The organism is Parabacteroides sp. KHUB-03 (assembly GCF_056640975.1).
In genome coordinates, this window is the sequence record NZ_CM153257.1 from 843,031 (window position 1) to 860,519 (window position 17,489).

Annotated in this window: 18 protein-coding genes; 8 read left to right on the forward strand and 10 right to left on the reverse strand. The window is 47.1% G+C overall.

Going from position 1 to position 17,489, the window contains the following annotated elements:
* Positions 1-177: 177 nt before the first annotated feature.
* The 7 genes from ACYIB7_RS03635 (at position 178) to ACYIB7_RS03665 (ending at position 6,618) form a co-directional block, all read left to right on the forward strand.
* The gene (locus ACYIB7_RS03635) at positions 178-1,332 is read left to right on the forward strand and encodes a lactonase family protein (RefSeq protein WP_480338124.1); all 1,155 of its coding nucleotides are present in this window, start codon (positions 178-180) and stop codon (positions 1,330-1,332) included.
* 30 nt (positions 1,333-1,362) lie between these two features.
* The gene (locus tag ACYIB7_RS03640; RefSeq protein WP_480338125.1) at positions 1,363-2,985 is read left to right on the forward strand and encodes an alpha/beta fold hydrolase; all 1,623 of its coding nucleotides are present in this window, start codon (positions 1,363-1,365) and stop codon (positions 2,983-2,985) included.
* Between the two features lie 10 nt (positions 2,986-2,995).
* A complete protein-coding gene (locus tag ACYIB7_RS03645) occupies positions 2,996-4,177 on the forward strand; it encodes an aldo/keto reductase (protein WP_480338126.1) in 1,182 nt (393 codons plus the stop codon).
* A gap of 26 nt (positions 4,178-4,203) precedes the next feature.
* Positions 4,204-4,794, forward strand: coding sequence for a flavodoxin (locus ACYIB7_RS03650; protein ID WP_480338127.1), 591 nt, complete (start codon positions 4,204-4,206; stop codon positions 4,792-4,794).
* 14 nt (positions 4,795-4,808) lie between these two features.
* The gene (locus ACYIB7_RS03655; RefSeq protein WP_480338128.1) at positions 4,809-5,000 is read left to right on the forward strand and encodes a Sec-independent protein translocase subunit TatA/TatB; all 192 of its coding nucleotides are present in this window, start codon (positions 4,809-4,811) and stop codon (positions 4,998-5,000) included.
* Positions 5,001-5,005: 5 nt separating this feature from the next.
* Positions 5,006-5,806: a twin-arginine translocase subunit TatC gene (tatC, locus tag ACYIB7_RS03660; protein ID WP_480338444.1), complete on the forward strand. Its 801-nt coding sequence runs from the start codon at positions 5,006-5,008 to the stop codon at positions 5,804-5,806.
* 125 nt (positions 5,807-5,931) lie between these two features.
* Positions 5,932-6,618 carry a hypothetical protein gene (locus ACYIB7_RS03665; protein ID WP_480338129.1) on the forward strand — a complete coding sequence of 229 codons (687 nt, stop codon included), beginning with the start codon at positions 5,932-5,934 and terminating at the stop codon, positions 6,616-6,618.
* An 82-nt stretch (positions 6,619-6,700) separates the two neighbouring features.
* Here ACYIB7_RS03665 and ACYIB7_RS03670 read toward each other — a convergent pair whose 3' ends face one another.
* The 4 genes from ACYIB7_RS03670 to ACYIB7_RS03685 all read right to left on the reverse strand — a co-directional run bounded on the left by ACYIB7_RS03670 (position 6,701) and on the right by ACYIB7_RS03685 (position 9,252).
* Positions 6,701-7,378, reverse strand: coding sequence for a hypothetical protein (locus tag ACYIB7_RS03670; protein WP_480338130.1), 678 nt, complete (start codon positions 7,376-7,378; stop codon positions 6,701-6,703).
* A gap of 26 nt (positions 7,379-7,404) precedes the next feature.
* Entirely contained in the window at positions 7,405-8,346 is a 942-nt protein-coding gene (locus tag ACYIB7_RS03675) for a relaxase/mobilization nuclease domain-containing protein (RefSeq protein WP_480338131.1), read from the reverse strand.
* 101 nt (positions 8,347-8,447) lie between these two features.
* Positions 8,448-8,831, reverse strand: a complete 384-nt coding sequence (locus tag ACYIB7_RS03680; RefSeq protein WP_480338132.1) for a MobC family plasmid mobilization relaxosome protein — start codon at positions 8,829-8,831, stop codon at positions 8,448-8,450.
* A gap of 172 nt (positions 8,832-9,003) precedes the next feature.
* A complete protein-coding gene (locus tag ACYIB7_RS03685; RefSeq protein ID WP_480338445.1) occupies positions 9,004-9,252 on the reverse strand; it encodes a helix-turn-helix domain-containing protein in 249 nt (82 codons plus the stop codon).
* Positions 9,253-9,671: 419 nt separating this feature from the next.
* Between ACYIB7_RS03685 and ACYIB7_RS03690 the strand changes: the two genes are divergently transcribed.
* Complete coding sequence (locus tag ACYIB7_RS03690) at positions 9,672-10,970, forward strand: ATP-binding protein (RefSeq protein WP_480338133.1); 1,299 nt, start codon at positions 9,672-9,674, stop codon at positions 10,968-10,970.
* Positions 10,971-11,012: 42 nt separating this feature from the next.
* Here ACYIB7_RS03690 and ACYIB7_RS03695 read toward each other — a convergent pair whose 3' ends face one another.
* The 6 genes from ACYIB7_RS03695 to ACYIB7_RS03720 all read right to left on the reverse strand — a co-directional run bounded on the left by ACYIB7_RS03695 (position 11,013) and on the right by ACYIB7_RS03720 (position 17,405).
* The gene (locus ACYIB7_RS03695) at positions 11,013-11,663 is read right to left on the reverse strand and encodes a hypothetical protein (RefSeq protein WP_480338134.1); all 651 of its coding nucleotides are present in this window, start codon (positions 11,661-11,663) and stop codon (positions 11,013-11,015) included.
* A gap of 261 nt (positions 11,664-11,924) precedes the next feature.
* The gene (locus ACYIB7_RS03700) at positions 11,925-12,998 is read right to left on the reverse strand and encodes an AAA family ATPase (protein WP_480338135.1); all 1,074 of its coding nucleotides are present in this window, start codon (positions 12,996-12,998) and stop codon (positions 11,925-11,927) included.
* Positions 12,999-13,000: 2 nt separating this feature from the next.
* Positions 13,001-13,354 carry a helix-turn-helix domain-containing protein gene (locus ACYIB7_RS03705; RefSeq protein WP_480338136.1) on the reverse strand — a complete coding sequence of 118 codons (354 nt, stop codon included), beginning with the start codon at positions 13,352-13,354 and terminating at the stop codon, positions 13,001-13,003.
* A gap of 216 nt (positions 13,355-13,570) precedes the next feature.
* Positions 13,571-14,707, reverse strand: coding sequence for a DUF6043 family protein (locus tag ACYIB7_RS03710; RefSeq protein ID WP_480338137.1), 1,137 nt, complete (start codon positions 14,705-14,707; stop codon positions 13,571-13,573).
* 54 nt (positions 14,708-14,761) lie between these two features.
* On the reverse strand, positions 14,762-16,093 hold the full coding sequence (locus ACYIB7_RS03715) for a site-specific integrase (protein WP_480338138.1): 1,332 nt from the start codon (positions 16,091-16,093) through the stop codon (positions 14,762-14,764).
* Positions 16,094-16,106: 13 nt separating this feature from the next.
* Complete coding sequence (locus ACYIB7_RS03720; protein ID WP_480338139.1) at positions 16,107-17,405, reverse strand: site-specific integrase; 1,299 nt, start codon at positions 17,403-17,405, stop codon at positions 16,107-16,109.
* Positions 17,406-17,489 lie beyond the last annotated feature (84 nt).

The following is a 17,489-nucleotide window of genomic DNA, read 5'->3' on the forward strand; positions in this document are numbered from 1 at the left end:
TGCAAAGGTAGTCACTTTCAGGCAGAACGCCATGACCATAATCACAGTTTGCCTTACCTTTTTTACTTATATGATGCAGGGGCGATGAAAGTGGTAATTCTATCTGTGATTGAGGTCTAAGCTCCCCTATGGAAACACTGTAACTTTGCAAGCGAAACAAATAAGTAGAAGAACAAGATGAAACCAAGAACATTATTTATAGCACTGTCCATATCGCTGGGATTCACTACGGCTCAGGCGCAATCGGATAAAAGCACTTCCGATAACGGGGTTCAGGCGACATACCTGTTGGTGGGATGTTATGCGAAGTCTGACGAGGAAGCTGTCAAGGTATATAGATTTGACGGACAGACCGCCCATGCAGAGTATGTCTGCGGTGCAAAAGGCATCCCAAATCCCGCATTTCTCACCTCTTCACAGGATGGAGGGAGGATATATGCCATAGGCGATGAGGATTGGAAACTCTCTACTGCCAACGCCTTGCATTTCGACAGGAAGATAGGTAAACTATCTTTGTTAGGTTCTCAATCAACGGATGGTGGACTTCCTATTTATATCACTCTCAGTCCGAAATCAGACTTTGTGCTGACGGCAAATTACATGGGTGGCAGTATTACTGCCTTCGCCTTGGATAAAGCAGGCAATCTGCTTCCTGACAAGCATCTGATTACTTTCAAGGGAAGCGGCCCAAACACTAAACGGCAAGAGCAACCGCACCTGCACTGCGTGACGTTCACACCGGATGGCAAATACCTGCTTGCCACAGACTTGGGCACAGACCGTATCTATCAGTACCAAGTCGGCAAGCGGGTGGAAGCAAGCAAGGCCGAATCCTTGCTGGATGAGCAGGAGATGAACAGCATAAGGATGGAGGCTGGTTCGGGGCCTCGCCACATTTGCTTCCACCCGAACGGCAAGTTTGCCTACCTTGTCAGTGAGCTGTCAGGCAACATCACCACGTTCTCATATAATAAAGGTAGGCTGAAGCGGTTGCAAACCATCGTATGCGACCCATTTACCGTGGACGGCAGTGCGGACATACACATCTCATCTGATGGCAAATACCTCTACGCTTCCAAGCGACTGAAGGAAGACGGCATCGTCATCTACTCCATACATCAGAAGAAAGGCACACTGGCCCAAGTCGGCTATCAGCCCACAGGAGTCTACCCACGTAGTTTCGCTCTCAGCCCTGACAACCGTTATGTAGCGGTAGTTTGTCGCGACAGCAACTATATACAGATATTTGAACGGAACAAAGAGACTGGTTTGCTAAGGGATACAGGAAGGAACATCAAGTTAGACAAACCGGCTTTCGTCAAGTTCCTATAAGGTAAGACATCACTAAATAAACTGAATAATATGAACAAGTTAATCACAACCATCGCCTGCCTGATGCTTTGCATCGTCACCATGCAGGCACAAAACAAGGACAATATGTTAAGCAAGAAAGAACGAAGCATCGCCGCCATTAGTATGTATGCTGCCCGTGGTAATCAGGACAGCCTTAAAACGGCTCTTGCCAAGGGGTTGGACTATGGGCTTACTGTGGGTGAGGAGAAGGAAGTTCTAACTCAGATTTATGCCTACTGCGGCTTTCCGCGCAGTATGGGAGCACTCGCAACGCTGATGAACCTGACAAAAGAGCGCGTGTCTCAAGGCATAAAAGATGAAGCCGGACGTGAGCCGTCTCCGGTGAAAGATACGAATATATTTGCTCTCGGCGCACAGAATCAATTGAAGCTCTTTGGCCGCCCAGCACGTGGCGAGGTTCTGACATTCGCCCCTGCACTGGATAAATATCTGAAATCACATCTCTTCGGTGATATATTCAGTCGTGACAACCTTGACTGGCGCACTCGTGAACTGTCTACTGTTGCCGCTCTCTCTGTCATGGATGGAGTTAAGAACGAGCTGAACATCCACATCAGCCATGCCAAATACAATGGTGTGACGCAGGAACAGATAGACGAAGTGCTTACAATGGCGGCACGTTGTCGCAACGGATTGGTACTTACCGAAGCCGAAGAGCCTGTGAAGACTTTCAAGGTCGACCCTTCAATCACCGTCCGAAAAGTGTTCTATAAGAACAGATATGACATTATGCTCTGCGCCGATATTTACCTTCCTAAGGGTTTTGATGTCACACGAAAGTATGCAGCCCTTATCATCGGGCATCCGTTTGGAGCCGTCAAAGAACAGTGTGCCGGATTGTACGCACAAGAAATGGCTAAACGTGGTTTTGTCACACTGGCTTTCGATGCGTCCTATCAAGGCGAAAGCGGTGGTACACCCCGTCATGCGGTATCGCCCGATGCCTTGGTGGAAGATTTCAGTGCTTCTGTGGATTGGCTCGGCATACAGCCATTTGTCGATAAAAAACGGATTGGTGTAATAGGAATTTGCGGAAGCGGTGGTTTTTCCGTATGTGCCGCATCCATAGACCCTCGCATCCGTGCATTGGCTACGGTAAGTATGTACGATATGGGACGTGCCACACGTAACGGGTTGGGCGATGCAATGACCGATGAGCAACGTAAGGCGATGTTTTCCGAAGTTGCCCGGCAGCGTTGGCGTGAAGCGGAGGGAGAAGAACCACGCATCCGTTTCGGTACTCCTGAACAACTTCCGGAAAATGCCAACGAGGTACAAAAAGAGTTTTACGGTTATTACCGCAATCCCGAACGTGGGCTGCATCCTCGCTATCTCGGCACACGATATACAAGCATGGCTGCACTGACGAATTTTTATCCGTTCGCTCAAATCAAGGAGATTTCACCACGTCCGGTATTATTCATTGCCGGAGAAAACGCCCATTCACGCTATTTCAGTGAAGATGCTTACAAACAAGCTAACGAACCGAAAGAGTTATATATCGTTCCCGATGCTAACCATGTGGATTTATACGACCAAATGGATAAAATACCTTTCGATAAATTGACCGTTTTTTTTGGTAAACACTTGATAGGAACTAATAATAAATAAGGCAATAGATATGAAAACAGAGCAGAAAAATGAAATGAGCCGCCGTGGTTTCTTGAAACGGACGGTATTGGCAAGTGCTGCAATCTGCATCGCACCGACATTGGAAAAAGTAACGGCAGCCGAAAAAGCCATTACGGGTAAATCCATAGTATCCGGCGCAACTATTCCGGCAAGTATGGCGGCTGTCCGCACACAACGTACATTAGGTAGTGGCAATGCGGCATTTACTGTATCTTCTATGGGTTATGGCTGCATGGGCTTGAACCACAACCGAAGCCAATATCCAAGTAAGGAAAAGGAAATAGCGTTGGTGCGTGAAGCCGTGGAACGTGGTGTTACCCTTTTCGATACAGCAGAGAGCTATGGCTATCACGTCAATGAGAAGCTGGTAGGTGAAGCCCTGAAAGGTTATACAGACCGGGTATTTGTATCATCAAAATTCGGACATAAGTTCGTGAACGGCGTACAAGTAAAGACCGAAGAAGACAGTACCCCTGCAAACATTCGCCGTGTATGCGAGAACTCCCTGCGTAATCTCGGAGTGGAAACGCTCGGAATGTTCTACCAACACCGCATAGACCCGAACACACCTATCGAGATAGTGGCGGAAACGTGCGGTGAGCTTATCAAAGAGGGTAAAATCCTGCATTGGGGAATGTGCGAGGTCAATGTGGAAACAATCCGCCGGGCGCACAAGGTCTGCCCCGTTACTGCTATCCAAAGCGAATATCATTTTATGCACCGCACGGTCGAGGAAAACGGCGTACTGGCTCTTTGCGAGGAACTAGGCATCGGTTTCGTGCCTTACAGTCCGCTGAACAGAGGTTTTCTCGGTGGTATGATTAACGAATACACAAAATTCGACACCACGAATGATAACCGACAAACTCTGCCACGCTTCCAGCCCGAAGCCATTCGTGCCAACTATCGCATTGTGGAAGTATTGAACGCTTTCGGACGGACAAGAGGAATCACCCCTGCGCAGGTGGCATTGGCTTGGCTGATGAACAAGAAACCGTTTATAGTCCCCATTCCCGGCACAACCAAACTCTCGCATTTGGAAGAAAACCTGCGGGCTTGCGACATTGTGTTCTCGGCAGAAGAAATGGCAGAATTGGAAAAGGCGGTAACTGCAATTCCTGTTGTCGGTAGCCGTTACGATGCCTTGCAGGAATCAAAAATACAGAAGTAGGAACATCCATAACATAATAGAATAAGATGAAAACAATAAAACTTTTATTTACAGCACTATTATTCAGCATGGTATCATGCAGTAACGGAACATCGGCAGAAGAAATACCGACACCTGACCACCCAACAAAAGAAGCAGACAAAACGCTTATTGTCTATTTCTCGTGGAGTGGAAATACCCGTGCCGTAGCAAACACTATCCAAGAACTGACGGGCTGCGATATTGTAGAAATAGAAGTCGAAGAACCTTATTCTTCGGTATATAATGAAGTTACAGCACGTGCCCGGCAAGAACTGGATAATGATATTCGTCCGGCATTGGTTACACAAGTCGAAAATATAGATGAATACGATACACTGATTGTCGGAACACCGATTTGGAGCAGTCGGCTTGCACCACCTGTAAAAAGTTTTTTGGCTATGTATGACCTTACGGGAAAGAAAATTGCCCCGTTCTGCACTCATGGGGGTAGCGGAACGGCACAAAGCGTAAATAATATTCGTTCTGTCTGTCCCGATTCCGAAATCCTGCAATCATTGGCTATATCAAGCAGCCAAGCGAAAAATGCACGAAGCAGTATAGAAACGTGGTTGCGCACCATTGGTTTAATCGAATAATCTAAAAACACACTATGATACCCTTATTTATTGGAGGCATCGGTATGCAAGAAATATTGCTGATAGCATTGGTCGTTCTGCTTTTCTTCGGCGGTAAGAAAATCCCCGAACTGATGAAAGGCATTGGTAAAGGTGTACGGTCGTTCAAGGATGGAATGAACAATATCGAGAAAGAGATTGAGGAAGAACCTGCGAAAAAGGAATGAGCATGATGGCGAAAGAAGGCAAAGCGGACGGTCTGAGTTTTTGGGAACACTTGGACGTGCTTCGGGCGGCGATTGTGAAAATCGTCGCCGTTGCCATCGTCTTCGGTATTTTCGCGTTCATCTTCAAAGAAGAACTCTTTACTGTCATTCTTGCCCCCAAAGAGGCTGGCTTCATTACCTATCGTATGCTGTATCGGTTAAGCGGACTGGTCACTCGAACCGAATCCCCGGATTTCTTCGTGCAACTGATAAACACCGGACTTGCCGAACAGTTCATCATCCACATGAAAGCGGCACTATGTGTCGGAGTGCTGTGCGCTTCTCCTTATATTCTTTACCAACTATTCCGCTTTGTATCTCCTGCCCTGTATGCAGATGAACGAAAATATGTCGTGCGCATGGTTGGAGGCGGTTATCTGATGTTTATGTTGGGAGTTTCGGTCAGCTACTTCCTGATATTTCCTTTGACATTCCGTTTCTTGGGCACTTATCAAGTCAGTGGCGACGTGGTGAACATGATAACATTGCAGTCCTACATATCCACAATGATGCTGATGTGTCTGGTTATGGGAATTGTATTTGAAATCCCGATTCTTTCTTGGCTTTTTGCCAAACTGGGATTGCTCACCGCCGACTTTATGCGTAAATACAGAAAACACGCTATGGTAGTTATTCTTGTCATAGCGGCTATTATTACTCCGACTTCGGATGTCTTTACTCTGTCGCTTGTTGCTTTACCGATATGGGTGTTGTATGAAGTAAGTATCTTGATAGTAAGCAATTCAGAAAAACGATTAAAATCATAGGTAAATCAATCTTTGTAAACAAAAAAGTAATTTGACATGAAAGAACAAATCAAAAAGTCTTCTCTTTTTTTGAAGGGAGGCAACACCTAACTCATTTTGCAAATGAACATGATGTAGCAAAAGAATTGTTTGAATTACTCTCCGAAGCGAGAGAACTTTATCTTCAGGATGTGATTGCGGATGGCAAGCGGTATGGCCGTTATGTGGATGACTTCATAAACAGTCATTGGTACATCAACTGCGATAATACAGTTTGCCGGAACTGCCACGAAATGAATATCCATATTCTCAAGGGGTTGCTCCTCGATTGCTCCATGTATATCAAGGAACTTTTTACGGCAACCTCATTTTCGTTTGAGGAGTGCATGAAACTGAAACGGATGTATGACAGTTCCGAATCGTTGCCTATGGTTGGCAAATATTGCGCTGATGAGCCACCTCTTTCTTTCGGCTGTAATTTTACCCATGAGCAGATGGCAGGTATCGTGGCTTGTGCCGATACTTATCATCTGTTTTGTGTTTCTATGCTCCGCATCGAGGATATGGAGGCACTATTCGCCTGTCAGAATGGTTTTTGTATACAGGTAAATAATATTCGTCGGATTGCGGTTCTGTTTGATGCGCTTCTTGAAAATTCCCTTATCCAACCATATTGGCAATCCGTTCTCGATAAAGGCAAGTTCCTGTTATCCAAAGACGGTAAGCGGTTCATTTCCGCATCAAGCCTTTCATCGGCTCTATCCATAGCAAGGAGTAATATGGATTCGATTTCTTATTTCATAAGGAAGTCTATAAGCCAACTGAAAAAATAGCACAACGCATTTCAAGCGAAGCAACAGCATCCGGTTTTGTTGGATGTTGTTGCTTCTGTGTGAAAATACAGCTAATGGTATGCTACTCTGCATAAGTGGGAGTGTATTCGATATGCTCACGTTGTAATAAACCCTGCTGTATCTTTTTCCGCAGTATAGAGTTGTCATGCACTATAAAGCAAGTGGCTGCAATGGTAATCAGCCATATACACAATAGGCATATCCATATGAACCGACGGATGTAACGGGAATGGTACACCCAATGCAGACTGTATAACGGCACGTCTTTGAATATGAATGCCGGCACATCTTTCAGTCGCTTGGGGTAAGCCAGATTTTTTTTGATTGTACTTGTCGTCTGTATGTTTTGTCTGGCGATAAGAGCATCCAGTTTGGCTTCGATTCTGTTATTGCGGATTTCCTGCCGTTTGGCGATTTCCTCGATATGCCGGTAGGTATCACATACTATCATGCACTTTCGCAGCACGTCGGCATAGTCCTCCGAAAGTTTCGCGTAGCACTCCTGCGGCGTGAGTGCGCCACGCGCTTTGGCCTCCTCGTCCTCCTGCTCGAACTTGCGCTGCCGCTGCTCCAACAGTTCCCTGACAGCATTTTTCGCTGCCGAGGCAATATCCTCCGGATTGACGACTTGAGTATCGGCACGGTTGCATAAGGTCTTGTTCAGCGCATTTATCGCTGTTATGTTCTCCGTCAACAAGTCTTGCAGTTCATCGAGCGATGCAACCGGCTCGTCTTTCAAGGGGATAGGTCTTTTTCCTGTCATGGTTATCTCCTCCGTTTATATAGGTTCTTTTTCTTCTCCTTGTCCTCGTCGTTCCAGCCCCGGTTGTCGCTACTACCACCACCTCCGCCGCTTGTCTGTACGATATGGGGCTGTATGATGAGTTCGACCATTGCTTCGCCGATATTACATCCGACAGAGGCATCTCCATCGGTTGCCGTATCTGCGGCGGTTATGCCGTCCGGAGTTCTGCTTATCTCCGAATGGGAATCCGATTGTTGCTGGCCAAAAGAGAAATCTCTCCGTTCCGTCTGATTATTCGATGCGGATATGTTTATCGGGTTGTCTGCAACATCCGGCACTATACCCATCCTTTGGCAGAGCTTGGCGTATGTCATGGAACGGTCTATCTGATAGCCGGCAAAGGATATATTATCGCAGGTGAACACAATGCCTTTGGCTTTGCCCTCTGCATTGCATACGATGTTCATTCCGATGCCTCGTGCAGACAAGGTGGCTTTCAATGTCTCTATATTGCGACATCCTGCCAATGATGCATGGATTGCATCATATATGCGGTATTTGGTGGCCGCCTTGCCTTTCAGACGGTCGCGATTCACCTTCCTCTTGCCCTTACCGAAAGTAAGGCCGTACTCTCTCGTCAGGGCTTGGGTGATACGTGCCGACTTGCGGAAGCCTTGGTCGCCGGTAATGGCGTTGCCGTCGTTATCCACCCGGTTGTAAACGATATGCACGTGGGGATGCGGCTTGTCGTGATGACGGGACATGACGAACTGCGTGTTCACGATACCCATGCGCCGCAGGTATTCTTTGGCTATGTCGGCCATCAACGTGTCCGATAGTTTGGGTGTGTCCTCCGGTGCAAAGCTCAAAGAGATATGCCCGACGAAGTTCTTCAGCGAAGGGCGGCTCTTGGCTTGCAGGCTGAAACTTGCTGTGATGGATTTGTTCGATGTCAGGTCCACACCTTCGGAAGCGATGATGTTCGCCTTCTTGTTCTTGATGTCGTTGGCGTAATTCACCAGACCTGCGAATCCCTGTCCGCTGCGTATCTTTGCCATCATGGTTATAACAGTTCATTAAGTTTTACAATCAGGTCGCTTATCTCTTGGGACAGTTGCTTGTTCCCGTCAGCGATGTGCTGTGCGCCGTGAATATGTCCGAGATGTGCCAACTGGTTTAGGTTATTAGCCATTCCCGCCAATGCGCGAAGACAGTGTGCCACACCTTGCGATATGGGTTCCTTTACATAGCCGTTTACTGCCAGTTCATAGACAATCTCGGAAAGCGGCTGTCCCGTTCGTTTGCTGCGGCGTGCCAGTTTGGTGTAGTTCGCCCGGTCGAAATAAACCTTCACGGGGCAGTCGCGTTTCTCTCCGTCGGGCAGTCTGGGACGTCCGCCTTTCTTCCGTTCACGGTCATTGGTTTGGAGTTGTGTTCGGGTTGTCATGCCACCTCCTTTCTGCTGCCGTGTCCGGCGGCTCTCCGGCACGTCCGGCGGTTTTGTGGGACACAAAACCTATACTTGCTCCCCGAACACACGTCATTACTGATACGCCACCGATAGTACGGACACATTATAGCAGGAGTAGATGCCACTATGAGGTTGATATGTCTGCCGGTCATGGCTTGCCTCCTTTTGCACGGTTTACGATATATGCCTGCGCCTGTTGGTCGAGTTCCGTCTGTGAAGCGACGCGGATATTCTTCAGCCATGCTTCCAGATCCGCCTTATCGAAGAAGCACAGTTTGCCGTTGGGCTTGTAGTAAGGGATGACACGGCGCATCATCAGTTTGTGCAGATAGCTTACCTTGATGCCGAGGTATTCCGCAGCCTCGGCAGTCGGAATCAGTTGGTTCGTCTTGTCCATATTTCCATCGTTTTTATGTGAATCGTTTGGGCTGCAACAGCCATCTTCCGGTTTGGAAGACGTTGCAAAGTAAGGCACGATTATCGAGGTGAAAAAGGTTTTCAACCCGGTGTAAAACAGAGGGAAAATATGGTAGCAAACAGAACGGAACGGTGCTGTAATACAGTCGAAGGCAGTAGAAAACAGTAATGGGAAGCAAAAGGTGCGAAAATACGGCGAAATTGACACGTCTAACAGCCGGATGACAGGCGATTATTTTGTTATAATAGAGGGTAAAAATGCGGATAACCGCAAAAATGCCCACTATAAAAATGAGGTGGAATGTCAAAATATAGAGTGACTATAAATGATAAGTCGGTATTTATTCATATATTTGCAGGGTAAAAATGCGGATAGCCGCAAAAATACCCTTTATAAACATGAAAATAGAACGTAAAAGAAACCTTCAAAGATTGATAGACAGCCGTAAGAATGGTCAGATAAAGATTATAACGGGCATCAGACGATGCGGCAAATCATATCTGTTAGGAGTCCTATACCGTGATTATCTCTTGCAGGAAGGCATTGCGCCGGAGCAGATCATTACGCTCGAATTGGATAACGACCTCAATGCACGTTACCGCAATCCTATGGAACTGGGAGCATATCTCAGGCAAATGGTCAGTGATACTACAAAAGAATACTATATTCTTCTTGATGAGATACAGATGGTAGAGACAATAGACAATCCTTATCTGCCTCAAGATTCGGACTCTAAAATCTCCTTTGTCGATGTCCTTTTGGGATTAAAAAGTATGCCCAATGTTGATGTCTATGTAACAGGTAGCAATTCCAAAATGTTGTCTTCCGATGTGGCCACTGCTTTTCGGGACAGGGGCGAAGAGATACATATCACTCCTCTTACTTACGATGAATTTTACGCGGCCTATCCTAACGAGAAACGTTTCGCATGGCGTGAGTTCGTTGCATACGGGGGGATGCCGCTTGTCATGCAGAAAAGTACGCACGAGGAGAAATCCAAGTACCTGCAAGACCTTTTCAAACTTACATATATCAAAGATGTCATAGAACGCAACCGCTTGCGTGCCGCTGCGGAGACCCTTGATGAGTTACTCAATGTTGTTGCCTCTGCCGTGGGTTCTCTTACCAATCCGACACGGCTTACCAACACATTCCAATCGGTGAAAGGGTTGAAGATAAAGAACGAAACCATTTCCACCTACCTTGACTGTTTTATTGATGCATATATATTGGACAAGGCATATCGTTACGATATAAAAGGCCGCTCATATATTGACACACCGCTCAAATACTATTTCACAGACATTGGTTTACGCAATGCACGTCTCAATTTTCGTCAGCAGGAAGAAAACCATATCATGGAAAATATTCTTTACAATGAACTCACAGCACGAGGATTCAACATTGATGTTGGCGTGGTTGAGTACAACCAGACTGTTGCAGGCAAGAAAATCCGCACGCAACTTGAAATAGATTTTGTGGTCAATCAGGCTGACAAACGCTACTACATCCAGTCGGCTCTTACCGTGGCCGATGAAGATAAACGGCAACAGGAGGTCAATTCGCTCAATCGTGTCGATGATTCCTATACCAAAATCGTTGTGGTGCGCGATAATATACTGCCGTGGACAGACGAACGAGGCGTGCAATACATCAACATTGAAGATTTCTTGCTGGAAAAAATAAACGCGCTATAACCCAGAATGCACAGACTGTACTGAAAGTTCTTTCAATAAGGATTAACTCTGTACGCTTTTCAGCCAACAACGGTAGGCGTTCGTGTTGTAAATCTCCCCGTCAGCTTCGGCAACTCTTTTGAGTAGGTCTATGATGATGTCCTCTTTCTCCATTTTGGAGCCTCGGCGGTCTTTTGTAGCCAAGAGCTGCCGCAGGTTGGGAAGCTGCCAGTAGCCGCCGAAGGTCTTCCATTGATAGGATATGTTGCAGATTGTTCCGATGCTGTTCGCGATGAACGCCATCTGCGTAGCGTTGCACTCCTTGCAGGGACGGTATTCCGCGTTCAAGAATCCTTCCCGGCGTAAAGCATCCAGCAGAGTGAGGGTTTTGCAGCCTTTCAGCGCATCGGGAAAGTCCTGTGGCAAGGTATTCGCCGTTTCGGTCGTTACAATCCGCCGAGATTCTACGGTGGATGTGTCTTTCTGCTTGTGCCGTGAAAAACACTCTTCTATCTTCTTCCGATACTCCATATAAATGGTCATCGGTATGATGAATGCGACAAGCGTCACTATGATAAAGAGGATAACGGTAATTGTATTCATCTCCATACGGGCAACAACGGCATAGCCCATAAAGGCGGAAACGAGCAGCCACGCTGCACCGGGCAGCAGAATGTTCATTGTGAAATCTTCTGGTAGTATATTCCGATTCATATTTATTCAGTTCTATGTTTTTATAAATTCGGTATTGAACGAATCATTTCACTTTATTCCCATATATATATGCCCCGTCAATAAAGCAAAGTCCTTTTATGTGCCAACCGCTTTTCATTATTCCAAATCTGGTAAATTTATTTGCTGGCGAAAAGAGAAATCTATGGCGTAGCCTTCTTTGTTTCCCTCTGTTTAACTTTACTTTATTATTCGTAGATATGTAATACGGTAATAAAGTGAAGTGATTCCATAAATGTAAGGTCAATAGTGGAAATCAGGCATAAAGGAGTATTTTCTTCCACGTTCCTGTACCACCATCCTCTTATTTCTCAACATGGTAATCAAGCTGACAGCCTTGTTGTAACTGAGGCTGACACCTACACAGCCGTAAGTCTCAATCAACTTTTTCAGCAATTCCTCGTAACCATATTCCGGTTTAAGAGCAAATGCGGCTTCCAATGCGGTGCGATGCTGCTGTTCGGTTATATCCGTGTGGGGATCGAATTTCTCTTTTGGCGGCCTACCGGCTTTTTTCGCCTTGACATTGAAACTTTCCATCAGTTCCGGCAATACCTCATCATTGATACGGAATGCAAACGGCTCGAACTCCCTGTCACGGATATGGATAGCTTCCACAACACTTACGGAGTTGTCCTCTTTGCTGACTTCGACCTGCATCACAGTTTCTGCCTTGTTGCTCAATTCGGTTCCGATATGCCCCCGTGCATGTTCGTCATTCTTGTTCTGATGCAGGACGGTGTGTATATGGATTTGCTTGTCATCCGTCCATTGCATCAATTTGGATATTATTTCCGATGCCTCACTCGGAGAGTTTATGTCGTGAATAAAGTCGCGAATCCCGTCTATAATGACCAGCCCCAGCCCCGGAATGGTATTGATGGCATATTCAACGATCGCCAACCGCATTTCGGGAGTAAATTTCCGCAAAGCCAGTACGCGCAAGTTCTCCGGATCGATATTATCGGGAAGATTGGCCAATCGCAATATACGGCCAAGGACTTTCTGGCAATGATTCTGCCCTTGTTCGGTATCTACATAAAGAATCGCTCTTTTGGTTTCCGGAAAGTCCGAACTGTAACGTAAAACTGTATCTGATGATAATACGGAAGCTACAATGGCAGATACATTGAAGGTCTTCTTGCTCTTGGCTTTGCCTATTGATGCGCTGAAATTCCCCAATGTGCCTATGACGGCATCGCCAATCTTCAATACTTCCGAGGAATATCCATAAGTGTTTGTTATGCTAATGGTGGATTCTTTCATATAGGCATCCAACTCCTCAAAGCTCGGAACCATACTATTTGTCTTTTCCATATCTATGCCTCCTTCTTCTTTACAAATGCTGTTACACTCTCGGACTTGTTTCCTGTCTGCACACGGCGTATATCGGACTTGGCATACATGTTCTTGTTGCCGACCTTGATGGGTACGAGGTAGCCGCGCTTCGCCCACAGGTTGAGCGTGCCCTCGCATACGTTCAACACTTCGCGGACTTGTTTGGTATTGAGATACGTCTCCTCCGCTTCGCGCTGCATGGCGGCTCTTTGCTCTTCCTGCTGCGCCATGATGGTACGCTGCACGATGGACTCTGCAAACATCTTGAGGTCTGTGGGAGTGACTTCCAACTTTACATTCGCTCCCTGTTCGACCAGACTTTCTATGGTAATCATAAATATCAATTTTTGAAGTTTGTGATGACCATCTGTAAAAGTCCCCTGATGCTCCGCTTCCGATGGCTTATAAAAGAGAAGCACCGCCGACCCTCGGGAAAGGATTGACGGTGCAAAAGTATATACGAATTAAAAGTGATTGATATATAATGATTTGTCTTAAATTGTCATGACTAAATAAGTCTGTGTGACCATGTAAATCGGCTATATTTGACCTTATTCCGTAATAACTGTGGCTTCTTTCGTATCGGTAATACCTTTGATTTCCTCTGCCAATCTCCGGAACAGTTCCCGGTTTTCGTCACTTTCGATAAGCAGTGCCGACTGGTCTTTTCCGTCCTTGATTACATGCTTTGCCGTTTTCAGGAATCCGACCGCCTGCCGTATGGCACTCTCGCTTTTCAATGACGGCAAATCCGGAAACTGCAAGGTCAGACCTATGCTGTATTCTTTGGCAGTGTGCATTCCGGCCACCAGCCGCAGTTCTTTCAATACATAGAACGGCAATGCCTGATGGACGGCACTTGTGTTAATGGAAATGAAATTGCGGATGCATTGTATGACTGTCTCCTTGTTCTCACAATCGAGATAGTCTATAAGTGGTCTCTCCTGTATCTTTTTCTTTCCGGCTGTGCGTTGTGCTTTTGGTTCTGTGTCAATGTCGGACTTCACAACATCGGTATTGGTGTCATCTTTGGAATCCATATCATTGGCCACCGACTGCAACGCCCACTCACCTATATGACCATTCTCAATGGCGTTGTTCATGGCAAAGTATCTGTCCCAATCCGCTTGGGTACGGAAACCGTTCTTTATAGACACACTGATTATCTGTCTGGCGACAAAGGAACAGCTCTGCCTGTCCGCATCGTCAGCCTTCGGATTCCGTGCCTGCCTGCTGACCATGCCCACCATCGCTTCGAAACTCTTGCCGTAATAGAGCCAGCTCAGTACAAGTGGTGCGGAAAGGACAACATTCGGTTCTTTGGGCTTGCCGCCAAAAAAGGATTTTATCCTGCCCCATAGTGTCGTGGGTGGAGCTATCTCGGGCGGAGTGTCATCCTCATCCCTCTGTTCCCGGTACAACTCCACTATCTGCTTGGGTACGGCATTCTCCTTGAACTGCAGATCTATGTTATTGAAACCCTCTATGCTGTCATCGTTCCACGACAGTTCCCACTCCCGTTTTATTCCGGGCAACTGCCTGAATATGGCCTGACAGATGGCAAGGTACTGCCTCTCGTCTCCGTTGGTCATCAGACGCGCGAAACGGATGTATTCCTCCCTATGTGTATTCTTCCATTGGAGAATGTCCGCCTTGAACTGTTCGTATGTCAATTTCTGCTCATCCATATTCGTTGTATATCAGAAAATATGATAATTACAAAAAGAGGGATATAAAGAAAATCAATCCAACAGATTAACCAGCTCCTTCTTCATCTCGTCATCAATCTTGCGGTATCGAGCGAAAGCACGGCTTCCCTCCGAATGCCCTGACATGGAGGCTATCAGGTTCGGATCCTTGACCTGCTTGTAGAGGTTGCCGATAAAAGTCTTTCGTGCCGTATGCGTGGTGGCCACTTCATATAAAGGTTTTGCCACATCCTCTCGTGTCTTCGGATCGAGGACTCTCACCATGCGGTCGATACCCACATATTTGAGGATTTCCTTTATCTTCTTGTTGTAGCCGAAGTGCGAGAACCGGGGAAGTAATGCGTCTTCCAAATCTTTGTACCTTTCTAATATGTCCAAAGCCTTTTGGTTAAGCGGAACTCTGACTGTATTGGCGTGTTCCAGTTTGGTCTTCTGCGGAATGTACTCCACACAGCCGTCCACGATATTCGCCTTGGTCAGCCTGTTCAGGTCGCTCACACGACAACCGATAAGGCACTGGAACATGAAGATGTCACGGTAGACCGGATAGGTGGCTCCCATGCCGCTTAAATCGGCGTAGTACACTTTGTCCCTCTCTTCGAGGGTCAGGTAGAACGGGTCGCCGTACATCGGCTGGGCAATCTGGTACTGGTCGAATGGGTTGTTTCTCGTCAGACCGCGCTTGATACACCACTTGATGACGGTACGGATGCGGTAGAGTGTTCCCGACATGCTGTTCTCGGAACGCTGCTGGGCAACATCACGGGGCAATTCCTCTTTGTAAAATACAGGGTACATTTCCACGTACTTATACTCTTCCTGCATCCAGAACTTGAAGTCCCTGATGTCGTCGGCGGTAATGGAGTCAATGCAAAGGTGGAATCCTCGCTGGTGCATGACTTCATGGCGGAAACGCTCGTAGCGTAGTACCTTTTTCAGATTGTCACGGTGGTGTTTCCAACTTTCATCGGCAAGAGGTGTCTCGTCCATGTATTTCTGAATCTGGTACGACAGCAGGTACTCGTCTGCCTTGTTGCCGCCCCTCGCATTGATGTTGGGATGGTGGTATTCCTCTATCAACCCTTTCAGCCAGTTGCCGTCCACGCCACGGTGGTACTCCTTGGTGATAAGGTGGGTTATCTGCTGGATGTCCCTGTCGAAGTTCATCCGCTTCTCCTCCGAGACCAAAGCCACACGGGGCTTGTAGCCCTGTTTCTCCGCGCTCCAGTGGTTGGGGTTGATGGAAAGCTCGCTTGCAGCCTTGATGTCAACTCCTCCGATGTCCCGGACACGGAAATAGACACGCGCCAGATCCGTCACGTTGTTCTTGGCCGATGTCTTTCTGATGAATGCGGTCACTTTCATATATATGTCCTCCTTAGTTTATCATCTCTACCAGCTTGCGCTTCATGTCATCGTCAATCGTTCGATAGCGGTTGAATGCACGGCTGCCCTCTACGTGTCCCGACAGGGAGGCTATCAGGTTCGGGTCGGGTACCTGCTTGTACAGGTTTCCTACAAAGGTCTTGCGTGCCGTGTGGCTGCTGGCCACCTCGTACAAAGGTCTCTGTACGGTGTTGTAGCCGTGCGTGTCAAGGATAGTCACCATCCGGTCTATACCGCAATGCTTCATCAGTTCCCTTATGCCCAAGTTATAGGTATGCACCGTTTTGAACGGAAGCAACCTGTCTGCATTAGCATCATAGCGTTCCAGTATCTTCAATGCTTTCTCGTGCAGGGGGACTCGGACGGTCTTCGCCTGACATTTCTTTGTCTTCTGCGGCATATATTCCAGAAAACCGTCCTTGATGTTGTCCCTTGTCAGCCGGTAAAGGTCTCCGACACGGCAGCCGACATAGCAGTGGAACACGAAAATATCACGGATGACGGCCAGTTTGGGCTTGTCGCCCAAATCTGCATCATAGAGGATATTCCTCTCTTCAGATGTAAGGTAGAACGGATCGCCGTAGGTCGGCTCCTTGCAGCCGTAGAGCGCATAGACCTCGTTGTCGGAATACTTCATCTTCTTGCACCAGTGCAGGAACGTGCAGAAGAGATTCATGATGTTGATGACGGTGGTGCCGGAAAGCGGCTTGGGCTTGCGCTTGATGAGCAGGCGTGAAGCATAGAAATCGGGATGCTCCTGTTGCAGCAGATGTTCGTTTACGACATAATCCCGGAAATCATTCATCTGTTCTAATGTCACGGTCTCCACAAAGAGCATGAAATCACTGTTGCCCAATATCTCCCTTTGATAGTCGTGATAACGTGACATCTTGCGCTCGAAGCGGATGATATGCTCCTTCGTCCTGTCCGCACCGTCAAACTTCTCCAGATACTCATGGATTCTGCGGAGCAGGTTCGGGTGGTTACGCTCGAAGGCACGGGAAGGGTACAGTACATCTTCGATGACCTGTTTCAGCCATTTGCTGTCCGCCTTGTCCGAGAAAGTCTTTTCAACATGCTCGATGATGGCCGCAATCTGTCCGGGCAGCCGTTTCTGCTCGGCGGCAGATACGGCCGCAGTACGTTTGTAACTGAGGGTATCGGCATCCCAATACCTGTCATATACGGTAAGGGGAGAAACGACCTTTATATCCACGTTCTTCTCACGTACCCTAAAGCAGATGTTCGAGGTCGTGGAGGAACACTTTTTCAGATAGACGGAAACTTTCATCGGCAATGCGTTTTTGATTCACATTGCAAAGGTATATAAATTCCCGTATATGTTCCCATATATCCCGAAGAAACTTGAAACAGA

Bases quoted from the DNA above. Each gene is read 5' to 3' on its own strand.
- ACYIB7_RS03700 (WP_480338135.1), bottom strand. From the start codon at position 12,998: ATGGAAAAGACAAATAGTATGGTTCCGAGCTTTGAGGAGTTGGATGCC.
- ACYIB7_RS03680 (WP_480338132.1), bottom strand. From the start codon at position 8,831: ATGACAACCCGAACACAACTCCAAACCAATGACCGTGAACGGAAGAAA.
- ACYIB7_RS03690 (WP_480338133.1), top strand. From the start codon at position 9,672: ATGAAAATAGAACGTAAAAGAAACCTTCAAAGATTGATAGACAGCCGT.
- ACYIB7_RS03720 (WP_480338139.1), bottom strand. From the start codon at position 17,405: ATGAAAGTTTCCGTCTATCTGAAAAAGTGTTCCTCCACGACCTCGAAC.
- tatC (WP_480338444.1), top strand. From the start codon at position 5,006: ATGGCGAAAGAAGGCAAAGCGGACGGTCTGAGTTTTTGGGAACACTTG.
- ACYIB7_RS03710 (WP_480338137.1), bottom strand. From the start codon at position 14,707: ATGGATGAGCAGAAATTGACATACGAACAGTTCAAGGCGGACATTCTC.
- ACYIB7_RS03655 (WP_480338128.1), top strand. From the start codon at position 4,809: ATGATACCCTTATTTATTGGAGGCATCGGTATGCAAGAAATATTGCTG.
- ACYIB7_RS03645 (WP_480338126.1), top strand. From the start codon at position 2,996: ATGAAAACAGAGCAGAAAAATGAAATGAGCCGCCGTGGTTTCTTGAAA.
- ACYIB7_RS03685 (WP_480338445.1), bottom strand. From the start codon at position 9,252: ATGGACAAGACGAACCAACTGATTCCGACTGCCGAGGCTGCGGAATAC.
- ACYIB7_RS03640 (WP_480338125.1), top strand. From the start codon at position 1,363: ATGAACAAGTTAATCACAACCATCGCCTGCCTGATGCTTTGCATCGTC.
- ACYIB7_RS03650 (WP_480338127.1), top strand. From the start codon at position 4,204: ATGAAAACAATAAAACTTTTATTTACAGCACTATTATTCAGCATGGTA.
- ACYIB7_RS03715 (WP_480338138.1), bottom strand. From the start codon at position 16,093: ATGAAAGTGACCGCATTCATCAGAAAGACATCGGCCAAGAACAACGTG.
- ACYIB7_RS03705 (WP_480338136.1), bottom strand. From the start codon at position 13,354: ATGATTACCATAGAAAGTCTGGTCGAACAGGGAGCGAATGTAAAGTTG.
- ACYIB7_RS03635 (WP_480338124.1), top strand. From the start codon at position 178: ATGAAACCAAGAACATTATTTATAGCACTGTCCATATCGCTGGGATTC.
- ACYIB7_RS03695 (WP_480338134.1), bottom strand. From the start codon at position 11,663: ATGAATCGGAATATACTACCAGAAGATTTCACAATGAACATTCTGCTG.